The organism is Streptomyces sp. NBC_00461 (assembly GCF_036013935.1).
Lineage (GTDB): Bacteria > Actinomycetota > Actinomycetes > Streptomycetales > Streptomycetaceae > Streptomyces.
The window spans coordinates 7,154,607-7,173,079 of sequence record NZ_CP107902.1; the positions used below are offsets into that span (position 1 = coordinate 7,154,607).

Genomic DNA, 18,473 nt, shown 5'->3' on the forward strand with positions numbered 1-18,473 from the left:
GCGCGTGACTGCGTGAACCGACGTGCACGTGCAAAGCCCCGGCCGGGGCTTCTCCAGGGAGAACTGGAGAGGTGCGGTCGGGGTTTTCGTGTTCCCGGGGTGCCTGCCGCGGCCGACCGGGTCCGTTTGCCGGTGTGGCCCGGGGCGGTCATGGTGGATGCCTGCGGTGCGGTGCGCCCGTGTGCCGTCGGTGCGCCCTCCCAGTGGGTGACGGCCGCGGTCTAGCGTCGGGGCTGGAGGTGGCGTCCATGGCACGGCCGACAGTACGCCGGGGGGCGGCTCTCGGGCTCGGGATGCTGTGGTGGTGGGCGGTGCTGCGCCTGGCCTTCGCGCCCGGTGCCGGGGCGGTGGAGGGGGCGGTCGCGGCCGGCGGGTGGGGGGTGAGCCTCCTGCCGGTGCACTGTGTGCCGAAGGCGCGGGCGGCGGGAGCCGTCGGGGCGGGGCGATGGCGGGGTGCCTGGCGGGCGGCCAGGGCTACCACGGCATCGCCACCCCGCCGTTGGGACGCAGGATCTGGCCCGTTGTGAAGGCCGACGCGTCCGAGGCCAGGTACAGCACGGTGTGGGCGACGTCCTCCGGTTCGCCGACCCGGCCCAGCGGCGACATGCGGGCCATCAGTGCCTCGGTCCGGTCCTGTGCCTCGGCCTCGTGGCGGTCGGTCATGGGCGTGCGGATCCAGCCCGGCGCGACCGAGTTGACCCGGATCCCGTGCCGGCCCATCTCGTTCGCCAGCGTCTTGGTCAGCTGGACGACCGCCGCCTTGGCCGCGCCGTAGCAGAGCAGGCCGGGACGGCCGGTGTCGACGGCACTTGAGGCCATGGTGATGATGCTGCCGCCGGTCTGCCGGTCGAGCATCAGCCGGGCGGCCTCCTGGCAGGCGTACAGCACCCCCTTGAAATTGACGCTCAGGACCTGGTCGAGGTCCTCGTCCCGGGTCTCCAGGACCGGGCTGCTGTGCATGATCCCGGCGATCGCGGCCATCACGTCCAGGCGCTCGCAGGACTCCACGGCCCGGCTGAGCTGCGCCCGGTCGGTCACGTCGAGCCGGTGGGTGTGGGCGGTGCCGCCACCGTCCTTGATCAGGGCCGCCGTCTCGTGCAGGCCGTCCTCGTCGCGGTCGGCGCAGTGGACGGTGGCGCCCGCTTCGGCGAGCAGCACGGCCGAGGCGCGGCCGATACCGCCGGCGGCTCCGGTGACGAATGCGGTGCGTCCGGTGAGTTCGTACGCCTTGACGGGCATGAGGGGACGGTACGAGGGTTTCTGACGGATCGTCAATTAGTCGTACGGTGTGGAGTTCCGCGGGGTCGGGTGGTGCTCGGTGTCGGGCCCGTCTGGCAGTTCGGGCACCAGTAGGTGGGGCGCTCGCGGGAGCCGTCGCCCTGGTCGGCCACGCGGACGGAGGCGTGGCAGCGCAGGCAGGGGCGGGGAGCCCGGCCGTACACGAAGAGGTCCTGGCCGCGGCGGCCCGTCGTCGTGCGGACCGGGCGGTCGCGGTTGGCCTCCAGGAGCCTCTTGGCGAGTTCCGGGAGCTTCGCGGCGCGGTCGGCGGGCAGTGCGCCGACGGGGAGCCAGGGGGTGGCGCCTAGCAGGAAGCAGAGCTCGCTCTTGTAGACATTGCCGATGCCGGCGAGGTTGCGCTGGTCCAGCAGGGCCTCGCCGAGGGGGCGGGCGGGGTCGGCGAGGAGGTTGGCGAGCGCCTGTTCGGGGTCCCAGTCCGGGCCGAGGAGGTCGGGTCCGAGGTGGCCGACGGCGCGCTGTTCGTCGGAGGTGCGGAGGATTTCGAGGACGGGGAGGCGGTAGCCGACGGCAGTGCGGTCCGCGTTGCCCAGGATCACTCGGATCTGGTGGGAGGGGCCGCCGGTCCAGCGCCGGCCGTTCGCGAACACCTTCCAGGAGCCGTCCATCCTCAGGTGCGAGTGGAGCGTCAGGCCGCCCTCGATGCGGGTCAGGAGGTGCTTGCCGCGCGGGGTGACGTCGAGGACGGTACGGCCGGTGAGGTCGGCCGTGGCGTACTTGGGCACCCGGAGGTCGCTTCGGGTCAGCACCTTGCCCGCGAGGGCATCGTGCAGGCGTCGCGCCGTCTGCCAGACCGTGTCTCCTTCGGGCATGGGTCAAGGGTGGCACGTGCGGGAGGCGTACCGCCGGGGTCGACTACCAGGGTCGGCTACTGAGGTCGACTACCGGCAGGAGTGGGCCTGGCTCGGCGTGGTGTCCTCGTAGTCGCGTGCGAAGCGGGCTCATGCGCGCAGCCGTAGGCCGCGGGGGGTCGCGATGAAGCCTGCTCCTTCCAGGAGGGCGCCGATGGGGGACGTCAGGGCCGAGACGCCGTTGACCCGCTCCACCGTGACCGTGCCGAGGGAGCCCGCCCGGGCCGCCGTGGACAGGGCCTGGGCGGCTGCTTGCAGGCGCGGATCGTCCGCCGGGGCGCTGTCCGGGTCGGTGGGCCAGGCGAGCAGCGTCTTGCCGCCGCGCTCCATGTAGAGCGTCAGCTCGCCGTCGACCAGCACCACCAGGGAGCCCGCCTTACGGCCCGGCTTGTGCCCCGCGCCGGTCGGGGGTTCCGGCCAGGGGAGCGCCGCGCCGTACGCGTTCGCCGGGTCGGCGGCGGCCAGGACGACGGCCCGGGACTCGGGGGCGGGGCGGGGGCGGTGGCCGGGAAAGGCGGAGCCGTAGGAGCCGGGGGCGGAGCCCGGGCCGCCGCGGGGGCCGCCGGCGCCGGGGGCGGGGTAGTCGCGAGGTGAGATGTACTCGTCGCGCGAGCCGGGGGCCGGGGGGAAGCCGGAGTCGTCGGTGAAGCCGGTGAGCTCGAACCCGGGCCCGCTGCGGCGGGCAGCGTCGTCGGGCGGGGTGCCGCCGGACGGGATGTCGCCGGTCGGGGTGGAGCCGTCCGCCGATTCGAAGCCGGCGGTCCAGTCGAAGGTGCCGGGATCGTTCGGGTCGTACGGGTCGTGAGGCGTGTGGCCGTGGGGCGGGTCGGCATCGGCGGTGTGGTCGCCGGGAGCGGTGAAGGCGTGGGGCGAGCCGAAGGGGGCGGCAGGAAAGGCGCCCGGGGCGCCGTCGGCGAACGGCTGTGGCAAGGCTTCGCCGCGGTCGCGGGCGTTCGACACCGCGCGCAGTCGGTCCACCGCGCCGTCCATCGCGAACTGTGCCGCGCCGAGCCCCTCCACCACATAGCCACGCCGAGCCTGGCCGCTCTCCTCGAACGCGGACAGTATGCGGTACGTCGCCGAGAAGCCGCCCTCGATGCCCTCCGCGGAGACGGCTCCCCGGGTGACCACGCCGTGCCGGTCGAGGAGGGTGCGGGCGACGGCGTGTGCGCGCACCGTCGGGTCCGCTTCGCGTGGTGGGAGCAGGGACCAGCGGCCGGCCACGGTCGGTGGCCCGCTGCGGGAGGCGGGGCGCGCGGCGGCGGTGAGGGAGCCGTAACGCCCGCGCGGGACGCTGCGCTTGGCGCGGTGGGCTGTGGAGCCGGCGGTGCGGCCCGAGCCCAGGAGCGAGCGCATGGGGGTCAGCGTGTCGTTCGTGAGGTGTCCGGACCAGGCCAGGTCCCAGACGGTGTCGGCCAGTTGGGGATCGGTGACGTCGGGGTGGGTGGTCGCGCGGACCTGGTCGGTGATCTGGCGGAAGAACAGGCCGTAGCCCCCGGAGAGGGCGTCCAGGACGGACTGGTGCAGCGCCGTCAGCTCCAGGGGGTGCGGTGGGGGCAGGAGCAGGGGAGCCGCGTCCGCCAGGTACAGGGAGACCCAGCCGTCCTTGCCGGGGAGGGCCCCCGCGCCCGCCCAGACGATTTCTCCGGCGGCGGTGAGTTCGTCGAGCATCGCGGGCGTGTAGTTGGCGACACGGGACGGCAGGACCAGCTTCTCCAGGGCCGACGCGGGCACGGACGCCCCCTGCAACTGCTCTACTGCACGCACCAGTCCGTCGATGCCGCGCAGCCCATGCCCCTTGCCGATGTGCTGCCACTGCGGGAGGAACTGGGCGAGCGCGGCCGGCGCCACCGGCTCCAGCTCGTGCCGCAGCGCGGCAAGGGAACGGCGACGCAGACGGCGCAGCACGGCCGCGTCGCACCACTCCTGGCCGATGCCCGCCGGGTGGAACTCCCCTTGTACGACACGGCCGTTCGCGGCGAGGCGCTGCAGCGCGCCCTCGGTGACCGCCACGCCCAGGCCGAAGCGGGCAGCCGCGGTGGTCGACGTGAAGGGGCCGTGGGTGCGTGCGTAACGGGCGAGGAGGTCGCCGAGCGGATCCTTCACCGGTTCCGTGAAGGCCTCCGGGACGCCGACCGGCAGGGCTGTGCCGAGGGCGTCGCGCAGGCGGCCCGCATCCTCGATCGCCGCCCAGTGGTCGGCGCCGGCGACACGGACCTTGATCGCGCGGCGGGCGCGGGCCAGCTCCTGCGCCCACGGGGGCTCGGCGCCTCGCTCGACCAGCTCGGCGTCGGTCAGGGGGCCGAGCAGGCGCAGAAGGTCGGCGACTCCCTCGGCGTCCTTGACGCGCCGGTCCTCGGTGAGCCACTGGAGCTCACGCTCCAGCTCGGTCAGCACTTCGGCGTCGAGCAGCTCCCGCAGCTCCGCCTGGCCCAGCAGCTCGGCCAGCAGCCGCGAGTCCAGGGAGAGCGCGGCGGCGCGGCGCTCGGCGAGCGGCGAGTCCCCCTCGTACAGGAACTGGGCGACGTATCCGAAGAGGAGGGAGCGGGCGAAGGGGGAGGGCTCGGGAGTGGTGACCTCGACCAGGCGCACCTTGCGGGACTCCAGGTCGCCCATCAGCTCGACCAGCCCGGGTACGTCGAAGACGTCCTGGAGGCACTCGCGGACCGCCTCCAGGACGATCGGGAACGAGCCGAACTCGCTGGCCACCTGGAGAAGTTGGGACGCGCGCTGGCGCTGCTGCCACAGCGGGGTGCGCTTGCCCGGGTTGCGGCGGGGCAGCAGCAGCGCGCGGGCGGCGCACTCGCGGAAGCGGGACGCGAACAGGGCGGAGCTGCCGACCTGGTCGGTGACGACCTGGTTCACCTCGCCCTTGTCGAAGACGACGTCAGCAGCGCCCACGGGCGCCTGGTCGGCGTCGTATTCCGTGCCCGCCTTCATCGGTTTCTGGTCGAGCAGGTCCAGGCTCATGAGGTCGGCGTCGGGCAGGCGCAGGACGATGCCGTCGTCGGCGTGCATGACCTGGGCGTCCATGCCGTACCGCTCGGAGAGCTTGGCGCCGAGGGCGAGGGCCCACGGGGCGTGCACCTGGGCGCCGAAGGGGGAGTGCACGACGACCCGCCAGTCGCCGAGCTCGTCACGGAAGCGCTCGACGACGATCGTGAGGTCGTCCGGGACGTGGCCGCAGGCCTCGCGCTGCTCGTCCAGATACGACAGGACGTTGTCCGCGGCCCAGGCGTCCAGGCCCGCAGCGAGGAGGCGCAGTCGGGCGTCCTCCTTGGGCAGCGAGCCCACCTCGCGCAGGAACTGGCCCACCGCGCGGCCCAGTTCGAGCGGCCGGCCCAGCTGGTCGCCCTTCCAGAAGGGGAGTCGGCCCGGCACGCCCGGCGCGGGGGAGACCAGGACGCGGTCGCGCGTGATGTCCTCGATGCGCCAGGAACTGGTGCCGAGCGTGAAGACATCGCCGACCCGTGACTCGTAGACCATCTCCTCGTCCAGCTCGCCGACCCGGCCGCCGCCCTTCTTGGGGTCGGCTCCGGCGAGGAAGACCCCGAAGAGCCCGCGGTCGGGGATGGTGCCCCCGGAGGTGACGGCGAGGCGCTGGGCGCCGGGGCGGCCCGTGATCGTGCCGGCGACGCGGTCCCACACCACGCGCGGGCGCAGCTCGGCGAACGCGTCGGACGGGTAGCGGCCCGCGAGCATGTCGAGGACAGCCGTGAACGCCGACTCGGGGAGCGAGGCGAAGGGGGCGGCGCGGCGGACCGTGGCGAGAAGGTCGTCGACCTGCCAGGTGTCCAGCGCCGTCATCGCCACGATCTGCTGTGCCAGCACGTCCAGGGGGTTGGTGGGGACCTTCAGGGACTCGATGGAACCGGTGCGCATGCGCTCGGTGACCACGGCCGCCTGGACGAGGTCGCCGCGGTACTTCGGGAAGACCACGCCGGTGGAGACCGCGCCCACCTGGTGTCCCGCGCGGCCGACGCGCTGCAGGCCGGAGGCGACGGACGGCGGGGACTCGACCTGGACGACGAGGTCGACCGCCCCCATGTCGATGCCCAGTTCGAGGCTCGAGGTCGCGACCACGGCGGGCAGGCGGCCCGCCTTGAGGTCCTCCTCGACGAGGGCGCGCTGCTCCTTCGAGACCGAGCCGTGGTGGGCACGCGCGATGACGGGCGGCGCGCCCTGCGCCGCTCCGGAGCCGCCCATGAGTTCGGCCGGTGCGTGGTGCTCGTCCAGGGGTTCGCCGGTGGCCCGCTCGTACGCGATCTCGTTGAGCCTGTTGCACAGGCGCTCCGCGAGGCGGCGGGAGTTGGCGAACACGATCGTGGAGCGGTGAGCCTGGACGAGGTCGGCGATCCGCTCCTCGACGTGCGGCCAGATCGACGGGCGCTCCGCGCCTTCGGATCCCTCGGCGACCGGTGAGCCGCCCAGCTCGCCCAGGTCCTCGACCGGGACGACGACCGAGAGGTCGAACTCCTTGCCCGACTTCGGCTGGACGATCTCCACCTTGCGGCGCGGCGAGAGGTAGCGGGCGATCTCGTCGACCGGGCGGACGGTCGCGGAGAGGCCGATGCGTCGGGCCGGCTTCGGCAGGATCTCGTCCAGCCGCTCCAGGGAGAGCGCGAGATGGGCGCCGCGCTTGGTGCCCGCCACAGCGTGCACCTCGTCGAGGATCACCGTCTCGATGCCGGTCAGCGCGTCGCGCGTGGCTGACGTCAGCATCAGGAAAAGGGACTCCGGGGTGGTGATCAGAATGTCCGGAGGCCGGGTGGACAGGGCGCGGCGCTCGGCGGGCGGGGTGTCGCCTGAGCGGATGCCCACCTTCACCTCGGGCTCGGGCAGCCCCAGGCGTACGGATTCCTGGCGGATGCCGGTCAGCGGGCTGCGGAGGTTGCGCTCGACGTCGACCGCGAGGGCCTTGAGCGGTGACACGTACAGGACGCGGCAACGCTTGCGGGGGTCGGCCGGCGGGGGTGTCGAGGCCAGCTGGTCCAGGGCGGCGAGGAACGCGGCCAGAGTCTTGCCGGAACCGGTGGGGGCCACCACCAGCACGTCCGACCCCGCACCGATGGCCTGCCACGCGCCCGCCTGGGCCGCGGTGGGCGCGGAGAAGGCCCCCGTGAACCAGCCGCGGGTCGCGGGGGAGAAGCCGTCGAGGGCTCGGTGTGCGGAGCTGACCATGCGTCCATCCTGCACCCGACCACTGACAACTGCTCTGACCTGGGAAGACGACGGATCGAATCGGATCTGGAGCAGGGCCGCCCGCCGTGGGGGTGGGAAGCCGCCTGCTGAGAGGGCCGAGAGCCAGCCGCCGTGAGGTCGAGAGCCGTCCGTCGTGAGGGCCGAGAATGGAGGCATGGCGAGTTCGGGGAAGGAGCTGGCGCGGCACTGGCAGTACGCCGAGCTGCCCGGGGTCGATCTGCTGCGGGCTCGGTACATCCGCAAGGAGTTTGTGCGGCACACGCACGAGAACTTCGTGATCGCCGCCATCGCGGACGGGGTCGAGGTCTTTCATCACCGCGGGGCCGATCAGTACGCCGGGGCGGGGGCGCTCGCACTGGTCAATCCTGATACCCCGCACACGGGGAGGGCCGGCGTGCCTGAGGGGTGGCGGTACGGGGCCGTGTATCCGTCGGCCGACGTGGTGGGCGCGATCGCCGCCGAGACCACTCTCATCCGCGGGACGCCGGGGTTCGTCAGCCCGGTGCTCGACGATCCGTACACCGTGGTGCTCGTGCATCAGGTGCTGCGTGCCGCCGAGGACGGCAACGCGCTGGCCGCCGACACGCTGCTGCGGGTCGCCGTGACCAGGCTGCTGCGGCTGAACGGCGGGCCGCTCCCGCAACGGGAGGTCCGGACGGCAGGAGCCCGGATCGCGGCACGCGCGCGTGCCGTGCTCGAGGAGCACATGGTCGAGCCACCGACCCTGGAGAGACTCGCGGCCGATCTCGGTACCAGGCCGTTCGCGCTGCTGCGGGCGTTCCGGGACGCCTACGGGATGCCGCCCCACACCTGGCTCACGGACGCCCGGGTGCGGCAGGCGCGGCGGCTGCTGGACGCCGGTACGACGCTCGCCGAGGCGGCCCTCGCCGTCGGGTTCACCGATCAGCCGCACCTGAACCGCCACTTCACCCGGATCGTCGGCGTGCCCCCGGGCGCGTACCGGCGGGAGCGCAAGAACGTACAAGACGCGCGCGGGGGACTGCTCCTACCGTCGGACGTGTGGCAGAACAGACAGCACTCGCGGACATACGCCCCGGGGACGGCGGAAAACCGGACGCCGTCGTCGTACGGGACGCACTCGGAGTCGGCGTCGCCGTAGGACTGTCCGGCTTCGCCTTCGGGGTGACCTCGGCCGGCAGCGGGCTCACGGTGCTGCAGACCTGCGCGCTCAGCCTCCTGGTGTTCACCGGAGCGTCCCAGTTCGCGCTCGTGGGGGCGCTCTCGGCCGGGGGCAACCCGCTCACGGCAGCGGCGGGCGCCTTCTTCCTGGGTGTGCGCAACGCCTTCTACGGGCTGCGCCTGTCCCAGTTGCTGGCCCTCCCGCGCGCGGTGCGGCCGTTCGCCGCCCAGTGGGTCATCGACGAGACGACCGCGGTCGCGCTGGCGCAGCCCACACGGCGCAGCACGCGGATCGGGTTCGCCGTCACCGGGCTCAGCCTGTACGTGCTGTGGAACCTCACCACGCTGCTCGGCGCACTGGGCGCCAAGGCCATCGGGGACACCGACGCATGGGGCCTCGACGCGGCAGGCCCCGCCGTCTTCCTGGCGCTGCTCGCGCCGATGCTCAAGACCACCACCGAGCGCACCGTCGCCGGCCTCGCAGTCCTCCTGGGGCTCGGTCTGCTGCCCGTGCTGCCCGCCGGAGTGCCCGTCCTGGTGGCTGCGCTCGCGGCGCCCGCCGTCCTCTGCCTGGAAGGCCGCCGCAAGGGAACATCACACAACGACGCGCGCGGGAACGACGTACCGGGCGACGCGCACGAGGACCACGTACCGGGCGACGCGCACCGCAACGACATACCGCGCGAGAACGACGTACCAGAGGAGGACCGTTGAACACCTGGATCGCGATCGGCGCGACGGCCCTCGGCTGCTACGTCGTCAAGCTCGCCGGACTGCTCGTCCCCGCGGGCGCCCTGGAGAGGCCGCTGGTCAGGCGTCTGGCCGCGCTGCTGCCGGTGGCCCTACTGGCCGCGCTCACGGCCCAGCAGACCTTCGCCGACGGGCACGCCCTGGTGCTCGACGCGAGGGTCGCGGGGCTTGGCGCGGCGGCTCTGGCGCTGGTCCTGCGCGCTCCGTTCCTACTCGTCGTGGCGGCGGCCGTGGTGGTGACCGCCGGGGTGCGGGCCATGGGAGGTTGACGGCCTCCGTGGTCAGCCGACAGGGCGTCCGTGAGCCCTCAGGGTGCGCAGCGCCTCGATGGTCACCATGGGGCGTGCCTCCAGAGCCGTGCCCGGCGCCCACTGGCGCCAGTTGACCGGCCAGCCGCCGTCCGCCTCCTGCGCGTCGGCGAGGAAGTCGAGGGAGCGTGCCATCTCGGCATCCGTGAACCACGCGCGCGCGAGGGAGCCAGGCGTCTTCGCGTAGTCGTGCGGGAAGTGGCGCTCGCCCGGGGCGTATCCGGGCGCGACCGGGTAGGCGGCGAGGTCGTCCGGGTCCAGCGCCACGAGGCGGTGGTCGCGCACCAGGCGGCCGAGGCGGTCGGCGGCCGCCTCCGCGCGTGGGCGGTCGGGTGTGGAGTCCAGGAAGGCCACGGCGGCCTCGATCTCGTAGGGGTGGGACTTCTCCAGCGACTCGACCGTGTGCCAGCAGAAGTCCGTGGCCCTGAACAGCCAGGCGTGCCACACCTCGTTGCGGTGCAGCAGGCCCACCACCGGCCCCGTGGCGAGGAGTTCGCTCGGCGGATCGTCCACGATCGGGATGAACGGGGCCGCCGGATAGCCACGCTGGCCGGGGTGGACCGCCGGCAGGGCGCCGTCCGCCGTGGAGACGGACGTCAGATAGCGGCACACGCGTTCCACACGCTGTCCGCCGCAGCGCCCGATGGAGTCCAGGACACGCAGCGCGTGCGCGGTGTGCAGTGGCTGGCTGACCGGGCCGCGCAGATCGGGCTCCAGCGCGTGGCCGTAGCCGCCGTCCTCGTTGCGGTAGGCGTCGAGCGCCGTTTCCACCGGGTCGGCGCCCCCGTTCAGGAAGTGGTGGGCGAAGAGGCGCTGTTCCAGTACGCGCGCGGTGAGCCAGACGAAGTGCTCGGCGCGGAAGAGCGGGGAGCGTGCCGGGGGCGTGGCAGGGAGTGGGGAAGCTCCTGTTTCGGACATGCGTCAGACCGTAGGGCGGAAAGCGGTCTCGGCAAGCGGTCCCGGCACAGGCCCACCCCCAGGGGCGGGATACTGGAGTCATGCGGTTGACGGTCTTCTGGCAGCGGATGGCGGAGCACTTCGGTCCGGGATACGCCGACACCTTCGCGCACGACCACGTGATGGCGGAGCTCGGCGGTCGAACGGTGCACGGGGCGCTGGACTCCGGGTGGGACGCAAAGGACGTGTGGCGCGTGGTCTGCACAGCCATGGACGTTCCGAGTGAGAAGCGCTGATCGGTCACGAAGATCGCTGGACGGTAGTTGATTGTCAGACGAGTGGGTGAGACTTGGTCCGTGGCACCCACTGACGAGCCTGGGCAGACGGCCCAGCACGCATCCCCGTTCGGCACGACGCCGCCCGGCCCGCCTCCGGCCGACGACGCCGGTCGGGGCGGGCACATGCCGCGCTGGCTGCCGCGCGCCGTGGCGCTCGTGCTCGCCCTCTACGCCGCCTTCCAGCTGGGCACTTGGGCCTTCCACCAGCTCACCGGCCTGCTGATCAACATCCTCATCGCGTTCTTCCTGGCCCTCGCCATCGAGCCCGCGGTGAGTTGGATGGCCTCGCGCGGCCTGCGCAGGGGGCTGGCCACCGGCCTCGTCTTCCTCGCCGTGATGATCATGGCGGCGGGCTTCGTCATCCTGCTCGGCTCCATGCTCGCGGGCCAGATCATCAAGATCGTCGAGGATTTCCCGAACTACCTCGACTCCGTCATCCACTGGATCAACACGCACTTCCACACCGACCTGAAGCGGGTGGACGTCCAGGAGGGCCTGCTCCGCTCCGACTGGCTGCGCAACTACGTGCAGCACAGCGCCACCGGCGTTCTGGACGTGTCCGCCCAGGTACTCGGCGGCCTCTTCCAGCTGCTGACGATCACACTGTTCTCGTTCTACTTCGCTGCCGACGGCCCCCGGCTGCGGCGCGCGATCTGCTCCGTACTGCCGCCCGCACGGCAGGCCGAGGTGCTGCGCGCGTGGGAGATCGCCGTCAACAAGACCGGCGGCTACATCTACTCGCGTGGCCTGATGGCGCTCATCTCCGGTGTGGCGCACTACATCCTGCTGCAGATCCTGGGCGTGCCCTACGCGCCCGTGCTCGGTGTCTGGGTGGGTCTGGTCTCCCAGTTCATCCCGACCATCGGCACGTATCTCGCGGGCGCTCTGCCCATGCTGATCGCCTTCACCGTCGATCCCTGGTACGCGCTGTGGGTGCTGATCTTCGTCGTGGTCTACCAGCAGTTCGAGAACTACATGCTGCAGCCCAAGCTGACGGCGAAGACCGTCGACATCCACCCCGCCGTCGCCTTCGGTTCGGTCATCGCCGGCACGGCGCTCCTCGGCGCCGTCGGCGCGCTGATAGCCATCCCTGCGGTCGCCACACTGCAGGCGTTCCTGGGGGCCTACGTGAAGCGGTACGCGGTTACGGACGACCCGCGTGTCCACGGACACCGCAGAGGGGGATCCGGCCGCGGCCTGTTCACGCGCGCGGGACAGCTGTGGGCACGGCGGCCGGGGGCCGACGAGACCGAACAGGGCGGACAGACCGAGCCGCCGGAGTCCGGGGAGGGCTCCTCCCGGGGGACGACGGATTCGTAGAGGGCTCCTCCCGAGGGCCGGCGGAGTCCGGGGAGGGCGGGCGTGAGCGCGAGGCGTGGTCGGACGGACGGGCAGGCGCAAGCGGCTCAGTACGTGAGGACTGCCCATACTCCGGCGCCGATGACGGCGACGACGTAGCAGCCGATCGCCGCGGCCACGATCCGCCGCCGGATCTGCTCGCTCCAGGACGTGCGGGACAGCAGCCAGGCCAGCGACGGCAGGACCAGGACCGCGTGCAGGCTGACCCCGTGCAGCGGCTTGAGCGGCGCCGTCGAGTGGTACGCCGCCTCCTGGTGCCCGGTGCGGGTGAGCACCACACCGCGCGCGATCATCGCGGCGCCCGTGGCGAGCGCGACGAGCAGGATCGCGAAGCCGGAACGTACCGCCGGTGCCATCCCCGCGGGGCCCGAGGGCCGGTGCCGGAACGAGGCGAGGGCGAACAGGGTGAGCAGCACCACGAGGACGCCGCCGCCCACCGCGAGCGTCATCGACACCGCGGTGTCGAACGACGTCTCCATGTCGAGGTGCGAGGGCACCCGGCGCCAGGCCTGAAGGGTGATGCCGCCGACCTCCACGACGCAGTCGGCGGCGAAGACGGTGAGCAGCAGGGCACGCAGCCGCGGACCGACGCGCAGATACGAAGTGACCCAGGTGACCGCGATCAGGGTCGCCCCGAAGGACAGCCCGAAGGTGACGGGCTTGCGCCAGGAGACGGGCCCGTCCCACGGGCCGCCGTCGACGGCGAACACCGCCAGGTGCACGAGGCCGGAGACGACCAGGACGAGGCCGACGGTGTGACAGAGGCGTTCCGCCGGTCGCAGTCCGGCCCGCCACGTCGTCGGGGCCGACGGTCGCGCAGGCACCGTTTCCGCTGTCATCAGGCCTGCGCTCCTGTCCGCCGGGTGCTCTTCTCGGTCTCCACCTGCATGGCTTCAGGCTTGCGTGACCGCGCGGTCCGGTCATCGTCCGGCAGAAGACACCCGTCGTACATCAGGGGGAGTATCCCGACCTCGCCTCGGGCCAGGGCCCCAACTCGGCGCGGTCACAGTCTCGGAGGTGCCGCGTGGTGCGCTTGACACGAAAATCGAACATCCATTCTTATGGAAGTTCCGGCGAGGCTCTCTGCGGGCAATTCGACATGGTTTTGACGGAGAAGTGCCCGAGTTATCCACAGGCTGGACGGGCGTCGGGGCGCATTGTCAGTGGCAGGCGTTAGCGTCTTTGACGTGAAGCGATCGACTCAAGCAAACCGGGTGGAACCCATGGCAGGAACCGACCGCGAGAAGGCGCTCGACGCCGCGCTCGCACAGATTGAACGGCAATTCGGCAAGGGCGCGGTCATGCGCATGGGCGAGCGGCCGAACGAGCCCATCGAGGTCATCCCCACCGGGTCGACCGCACTCGACGTCGCGCTCGGCGTCGGTGGCATCCCGCGCGGCCGCGTGGTGGAGGTGTACGGACCGGAGTCCTCCGGCAAGACGACCCTGACCCTGCACGCGGTGGCGAACGCGCAGAAGGCCGGCGGCCAGGTCGCCTTCATCGACGCGGAGCACGCTCTCGACCCCGAGTACGCGAAGAAGCTCGGCGTCGACATCGACAACCTGATCCTGTCCCAGCCGGACAACGGCGAGCAGGCCCTGGAAATCGTGGACATGCTGGTCCGCTCCGGCGCACTCGACCTGATCGTCATCGACTCCGTCGCCGCGCTCGTCCCGCGTGCGGAGATCGAGGGCGAGATGGGCGACAGCCATGTCGGTCTGCAGGCCCGTCTGATGAGCCAGGCGCTCCGGAAGATCACCAGCGCGCTCAACCAGTCCAAGACGACCGCGATCTTCATCAACCAGCTCCGCGAGAAGATCGGCGTGATGTTCGGCTCCCCGGAGACCACGACGGGTGGCCGGGCACTGAAGTTCTACGCCTCGGTGCGTATGGACATCCGCCGCATCGAGACCCTGAAGGACGGCACGGACGCGGTGGGCAACCGCACCCGCGTCAAGGTCGTCAAGAACAAGGTCGCGCCGCCCTTCAAGCAGGCCGAGTTCGACATCCTCTACGGCCAGGGCATCAGCCGCGAGGGCGGCCTGATCGACATGGGCGTGGAGCACGGCTTCGTCCGCAAGGCCGGAGCCTGGTACACGTACGAGGGCGACCAGCTCGGCCAGGGCAAGGAGAACGCGCGCAACTTCCTGAAGGACAACCCCGACCTGGCCAACGAGATCGAGAAGAAGATCAAGGAGAAGCTGGGCGTGGGCGTGCGGCCCGAAGAGCCCACCGCCGAGCCGGGTGCGGACGCCGCCGCCGTCTCCGCCACCGCGGACGACGCCGCGAAGACGGTGCCCGCACCGGCGGCCAAGGCCGCCAAGACCAAGGCACCGGCTGCAAAGAGCTGACGTGACACGGCGAACCGACTGGGCCGAGTACGCCCACTTGGATGCTCCGCGTGAGCGAAGGCGGGGAGGCGACGGGGGTTACGACGGGCCGGGCGACGAGGCGTACGCGTACGACCCGGCGCACGGCACGGACGGGGGCCGGGGCCGCGTGGAGTCATACAGCTCCGAGGCGTCGTACTCCGGCGCGTCGCACGGCGACGAACCGGGCGGCGGAGAGTGGCCGGACGATGACGGCTCTGCGTACGGCTCCGATGCGTACGGTTCCGATTCCTTCGGCTCCGACGCGTCCGGCGGCGGCTCGCGCCGTCGCGGCGGTGGGTCCCGCGGCGGTGCCGGGGCCCGTGGTGCGGGTGGCTCCCGAGGGCGTCGGCAGCGACGTCGCGGTGAGCCGTCCGGTGAGGACGGGGGCTCCTCCTCCTCGTCGAGGGCCGAGCAGGAGGAGTCCTCAGGGGACCCGGTCGAGCGGGCACGGGCGATCTGCCTGCGCCTGCTCACCGGGACCCCGCGGACGCGCAAGCAGCTCGCCGACGCCCTGCGCAAGCGCGAGATTCCCGACGACGCGGCGGACGAGGTGCTGTCGCGGTTCGAGGAGGTCGGGTTGATCAACGACAGCGCGTTCGCGGACGCCTGGGTGGAGTCCCGTCACCACGGCCGAGGACTGGCCCGGCGGGCGCTGGCCCAGGAGCTGCGCACCAAGGGCGTCGACTCCACGCTGATCGACGAGGCCGTCTCCCAGCTCGACTCCGAGCAGGAAGAGACGACCGCGCGCGAACTCGTCGCGCGCAAGCTGCGTTCCACGCGCGGCCTGGACCGCGACAAACGGCTGCGGCGCCTCGCGGGCATGCTCGCCCGCAAGGGCTACCCCGAGGGCATGGCCCTGCGGGTGGTCCGGCAGGCGCTGGAGGAAGAGGGCGAGGACACGGAGTTCCTGGGGGACGAGGGGTTCTGAGGGCGAGGGGTTCTGAGCGGGACAGGGGCCTTCAGGATGTGAGCACACGAATGCGTGCCGTGCCGTACTCAGTGCAGCGCGACCACCGGGCCCGGCGCTGCGGTCGCTCCTTGCCGCTGCCGCCTTGGTCCGCCACGAAGCCATGGCGGACGGCACTGAGCACCGGCGTTCACGACGAACGACCGTGAACCGCCTACGACGTCACCGGCAGCCCCGCCGCCCTCCACGCCTGGAAGCCGCCGACCAGATCGGTTGCCCGTGCCAGCCCCAACTGGTGCAGAGACGCAGCAGCGAGGCTCGACGCGTACCCCTCGTTGCAGATCACCACGATCCGCACTTCGTGACCCGTGGCCTCGGGCAGGCGATGACTGCCCTGCGGGTCGAGGCGCCACTCGAGTTCGTTGCGCTCGACGACGAGGGCGCCCGGAATCACGCCGTCCTGCTCGCGAAGGGCGGCGTAACGGATGTCCACCAGCAGGGCCTCGCCCGCCCGGGCGGCGTCGTACGCCTCCTTCGGCTCGATCCGCTCGTAGCCCTCGCGCACCCGCTCCAGCAGCTCGTCGATGCCGACGGGCTGCTGCTTCTCGCCGCTCACTTGCCCGTGGGCCGAACCGCCGCCGCTCACTGCCAGTCCTCCGGGCGCTCGACCTGCTCCAGACGCAGGACGGGACCCACGCGGCTGTAACGACGGATCTGCGGCAGCGGCGGGTAGTAGGCGTGGACGGAGATCGCGTGCCGTTCGGTGGACTCGTTGAGCACCTCGTGGACGTGATGACGGCCGAAGGTCCGGCCCTGGCCGGCCGCCAGCCGCCGCTCCCGGTCCACGCCGTCGGTGAGTTCCAGGGTCTTCCAGCCGTCGGCAGGCAGCCGGGCGGTGAGCGAGTTCTCCTTGAGCTCACCGGCTGCCGTCAGGAAGGCGCCGACGGATTCGGCGTGGTCGTGCCAGCCGGTGCCGGTGCCGGGCGGCCAGCCGATCAGCCAGGCCTCGCTGCCGCCGGGCCCCTCCAGACGCACCCAGGTGCGGCCCTCGGGGTCGAGCGGCAGCGAGGAGATCAGCTCGGGGTCCGCGGCCATACGCCGTACGAAGTCGAGGAGGTCCGCCTGCGTCGGCGCCTGGGAGGGTGCGGAGGGCACGGAGGGTGCGGAGGCAGAGGGAGCCGGAGAGGGAGAGACAGACACGTGACACCGTCCTGAAGAGCATTCGCGTGGGAGCGCGCGGCAGCACTGGGGGCGCGCAGGAGGAGAGGGATGCGAATTCAGCAGGACGGGCGACACACGCAGCCCGCGTAGCGGACGAGGTCCATATGGACCCTCCGCCACAGGCGCACAAAGGTGTCGGTCACGATCCGGAGTACACCATTGGCGGGGCAGAGCGGTCAACTCACCGTCACTATGTGGACCACAGGGTGACGGTGAGTAGGGTCACTTCGCGGCCGAGCCGGCCGTGGCCTCGGCTTTCGCGGGGCCTCCTAACGTCGCCTCCGCCGCCGAGTACAGATCGGCTGGGCGCACGCCGCCCAGCGCCGCGACCAGATGGCCGTCGGGCCGGACCAGCAACACGGTGTGGGCGGCCGCGCCGGGATAGCTCTCGGCGACCAGCAGCTCGGCGGGGTGCGGCAGCGCGGACACCGCAGCCGCCAGCCGGGGCATGACCCCGGCCGTCACCCAGTGCTTGCGCTCCCACACTCCTGTGCCCGGGGCGATCAGCACCACCAGCAGTGCACCGCGCCCGAGCCGGTCGCGGAGCCGTACGAAGGAACCGTCCTCGGCGGTGACCCGTACATCGGCGATCGCCGCACCGGGCGCGGTGGCCACGGGGACCTCCGCTTCGAGGTGCCGGGGCGCGAGCGGCGAGACGTCGTACGCCCCCGGCGCACCGAGCGCACCGCGCCCCAGATGACCGTCCGCGAGCAGCGCGTCGTGGCCGCGGGTCGAGCCGGGCACGTACGCGCGCAGCCCTCCGCCGCCGCGCAGCAGCGGCAGCACCTGGTCGGCGGCGCGCAGCCGGCCGGCGACGATCCCGCGCCGCTCCGCCTGGTAGCTGTCGAGCAGCGCCTCGTGCGGTCCGTGGTGCCAGGCGAGCGCCAGCTTCCAGGCCAGGTTGTCGGCGTCCCTGAGCCCCTCGTCCAGTCCCTGCGTACCCAGCGCACCGAGCAGGTGTGCCGCGTCCCCGGCGAGGAAGACCCGGCCGACGCGCCACCGGCGGGCCAGCCGGTGGTGGACGGTGTGGACTCCGGTGTCGAGGAGTTCGTACGCCGGTGCCGAGCCGCCCTTCCAGCCGGCGAGCGTCTCCCGGACGCGCGCCAGCAGCAGCTCGGGAGTGACCAGGTCCTTTCCCGGCGGCAGCAGCCAGTCCAGGCGCCACACGCCGTCCGGCAGGGGGCGGGCGGTCACCTCACCGGCCGAGGGCGTGGACGTCCGCCACGGCGGCATCCGATGGAGCAACGCTTCGTCCGCCCACGGAAGTTCCGTGCGCAGTGCGGCCACGGCGTGTCGCTCCACAGCCGTACGGCCCGGGAAGCGGATGTCCTGGAGTTTGCGCACGGTGGAGCGCGGGCCGTCGCAGCCGACCAGGTAACTGCCGCGCCACCAGGTGCCCTGCGGGCCGCGGGTGTGCGCCGTGACCCCCGAGGGCTCCTGCTCGACGCTGTCGAGGCGGCTGTCCACGGCGAGGTCGACGAGCGGTTCGGCGGTCAGGGCGGTGCGCAAGGCGCCGGTCAGGACATGCTGGGCGATGTGCAACGGCGCGGGCTCGGCGTCGTCGCCGAACGTGACCTCGCGCATCACCTGCTTGCGCCGCAGAGACCGCCATGCGGCCCAGTGCGCGCCCTCCCGCGCGAGCGGCACTCCCGTCAGCCGCTCCAACAGGGCGGCGGTGTCCTCGCGCAGGACCACGGTGCGCGCGGGGCGCGGATCGTCCTTGCCGGGACCCTCGTCCAGCACTACGGAGGGCACTTCCTGACGGGCCAGCGCCAGGGCGAGCGTGAGCCCGACGGGCCCCGCTCCGACGATGATCACCGGGTCCACGGCGC

General features: G+C 72.3%; 17 protein-coding genes. 8 read left to right on the plus strand and 9 right to left on the minus strand.

Going from position 1 to position 18,473, the window contains the following annotated elements:
- Window positions 1–248: 248 nt before the first annotated feature.
- On the plus strand, window positions 249–527 hold the full coding sequence (locus OG870_RS33405) for a hypothetical protein (RefSeq protein ID WP_266522389.1): 279 nt from the start codon (window positions 249–251) through the stop codon (window positions 525–527).
- On the opposite strand, the gene OG870_RS33410 is transcribed toward OG870_RS33405, so the two are convergent.
- The 3 genes from OG870_RS33410 to OG870_RS33420 all read right to left on the minus strand — a co-directional run bounded on the left by OG870_RS33410 (window position 475) and on the right by OG870_RS33420 (window position 7,328).
- Window positions 475–1,239: an SDR family NAD(P)-dependent oxidoreductase gene (locus OG870_RS33410; protein WP_266522391.1), complete on the minus strand. Its 765-nt coding sequence runs from the start codon at window positions 1,237–1,239 to the stop codon at window positions 475–477. The two genes, OG870_RS33405 and OG870_RS33410, sit on opposite strands and share 53 nt — an antisense overlap.
- A gap of 32 nt (window positions 1,240–1,271) precedes the next feature.
- Window positions 1,272–2,108, minus strand: a complete 837-nt coding sequence (locus tag OG870_RS33415) for an Fpg/Nei family DNA glycosylase (RefSeq protein ID WP_266522393.1) — start codon at window positions 2,106–2,108, stop codon at window positions 1,272–1,274.
- Between the two features lie 129 nt (window positions 2,109–2,237).
- Window positions 2,238–7,328 (minus strand): ATP-dependent helicase, encoded by a 5,091-nt coding sequence (locus tag OG870_RS33420; RefSeq protein WP_266843745.1) that lies wholly within the window; start codon window positions 7,326–7,328, stop codon window positions 2,238–2,240.
- Window positions 7,329–7,503: 175 nt separating this feature from the next.
- Here OG870_RS33420 and OG870_RS33425 point away from each other — a divergent pair, with 175 nt between their 5' ends.
- Genes OG870_RS33425 through OG870_RS33435 form a run of 3 tightly spaced genes read left to right on the plus strand, consistent with a single transcriptional unit; the run spans window position 7,504 to window position 9,508 of the window.
- A complete protein-coding gene (locus tag OG870_RS33425; RefSeq protein ID WP_266843743.1) occupies window positions 7,504–8,469 on the plus strand; it encodes an AraC family transcriptional regulator in 966 nt (321 codons plus the stop codon).
- Window positions 8,370–9,203: an AzlC family ABC transporter permease gene (locus tag OG870_RS33430; protein ID WP_266843741.1), complete on the plus strand. Its 834-nt coding sequence runs from the start codon at window positions 8,370–8,372 to the stop codon at window positions 9,201–9,203. Before OG870_RS33425 ends, OG870_RS33430 begins: the two co-directional genes overlap by 100 nt.
- Complete coding sequence (locus OG870_RS33435; RefSeq protein ID WP_266590365.1) at window positions 9,200–9,508, plus strand: AzlD domain-containing protein; 309 nt, start codon at window positions 9,200–9,202, stop codon at window positions 9,506–9,508. Before OG870_RS33430 ends, OG870_RS33435 begins: the two co-directional genes overlap by 4 nt.
- A 12-nt stretch (window positions 9,509–9,520) precedes the next feature.
- Here the strand turns inward: OG870_RS33435 and OG870_RS33440 are convergent, their stop codons facing one another.
- Window positions 9,521–10,465 (minus strand): hypothetical protein, encoded by a 945-nt coding sequence (locus OG870_RS33440; RefSeq protein ID WP_266522402.1) that lies wholly within the window; start codon window positions 10,463–10,465, stop codon window positions 9,521–9,523.
- Between the two features lie 80 nt (window positions 10,466–10,545).
- Between OG870_RS33440 and OG870_RS33445 the strand changes: the two genes are divergently transcribed.
- Together OG870_RS33445 and OG870_RS33450 are read left to right on the plus strand one after the other, a co-directional pair.
- A complete protein-coding gene (locus tag OG870_RS33445) occupies window positions 10,546–10,740 on the plus strand; it encodes a DUF3046 domain-containing protein (protein ID WP_266522404.1) in 195 nt (64 codons plus the stop codon).
- A gap of 60 nt (window positions 10,741–10,800) precedes the next feature.
- On the plus strand, window positions 10,801–12,102 hold the full coding sequence (locus tag OG870_RS33450) for an AI-2E family transporter (RefSeq protein WP_266843738.1): 1,302 nt from the start codon (window positions 10,801–10,803) through the stop codon (window positions 12,100–12,102).
- A gap of 86 nt (window positions 12,103–12,188) precedes the next feature.
- On the opposite strand, the gene OG870_RS33455 is transcribed toward OG870_RS33450, so the two are convergent.
- Window positions 12,189–12,980 (minus strand): hypothetical protein, encoded by a 792-nt coding sequence (locus OG870_RS33455; RefSeq protein ID WP_266843736.1) that lies wholly within the window; start codon window positions 12,978–12,980, stop codon window positions 12,189–12,191.
- 384 nt (window positions 12,981–13,364) lie between these two features.
- Here OG870_RS33455 and recA point away from each other — a divergent pair, with 384 nt between their 5' ends.
- Both recA and recX read left to right on the plus strand, forming a co-directional pair.
- Window positions 13,365–14,492 carry a recombinase RecA gene (recA, locus tag OG870_RS33460; RefSeq protein ID WP_266522414.1) on the plus strand — a complete coding sequence of 376 codons (1,128 nt, stop codon included), beginning with the start codon at window positions 13,365–13,367 and terminating at the stop codon, window positions 14,490–14,492.
- 1 nt (window position 14,493) lies between these two features.
- Entirely contained in the window at window positions 14,494–15,441 is a 948-nt protein-coding gene (gene recX, locus OG870_RS33465; protein WP_266843733.1) for a recombination regulator RecX, read from the plus strand.
- Window positions 15,442–15,634: 193 nt separating this feature from the next.
- Here the strand turns inward: recX and OG870_RS33470 are convergent, their stop codons facing one another.
- The 4 genes from OG870_RS33470 to OG870_RS33480 form a co-directional block, all read right to left on the minus strand.
- On the minus strand, window positions 15,635–16,066 hold the full coding sequence (locus tag OG870_RS33470) for a rhodanese-like domain-containing protein (RefSeq protein ID WP_266522418.1): 432 nt from the start codon (window positions 16,064–16,066) through the stop codon (window positions 15,635–15,637).
- On the minus strand, window positions 16,063–16,620 hold the full coding sequence (locus OG870_RS33475) for a cysteine dioxygenase (RefSeq protein WP_266590371.1): 558 nt from the start codon (window positions 16,618–16,620) through the stop codon (window positions 16,063–16,065). Before OG870_RS33475 ends, OG870_RS33470 begins: the two co-directional genes overlap by 4 nt.
- A gap of 77 nt (window positions 16,621–16,697) precedes the next feature.
- Window positions 16,698–16,745 (minus strand): hypothetical protein, encoded by a 48-nt coding sequence (locus OG870_RS48275; RefSeq protein WP_309506048.1) that lies wholly within the window; start codon window positions 16,743–16,745, stop codon window positions 16,698–16,700.
- A 118-nt stretch (window positions 16,746–16,863) separates the two neighbouring features.
- Window positions 16,864–18,468: an FAD-dependent monooxygenase gene (locus OG870_RS33480; protein ID WP_327691785.1), complete on the minus strand. Its 1,605-nt coding sequence runs from the start codon at window positions 18,466–18,468 to the stop codon at window positions 16,864–16,866.
- Window positions 18,469–18,473 lie beyond the last annotated feature (5 nt).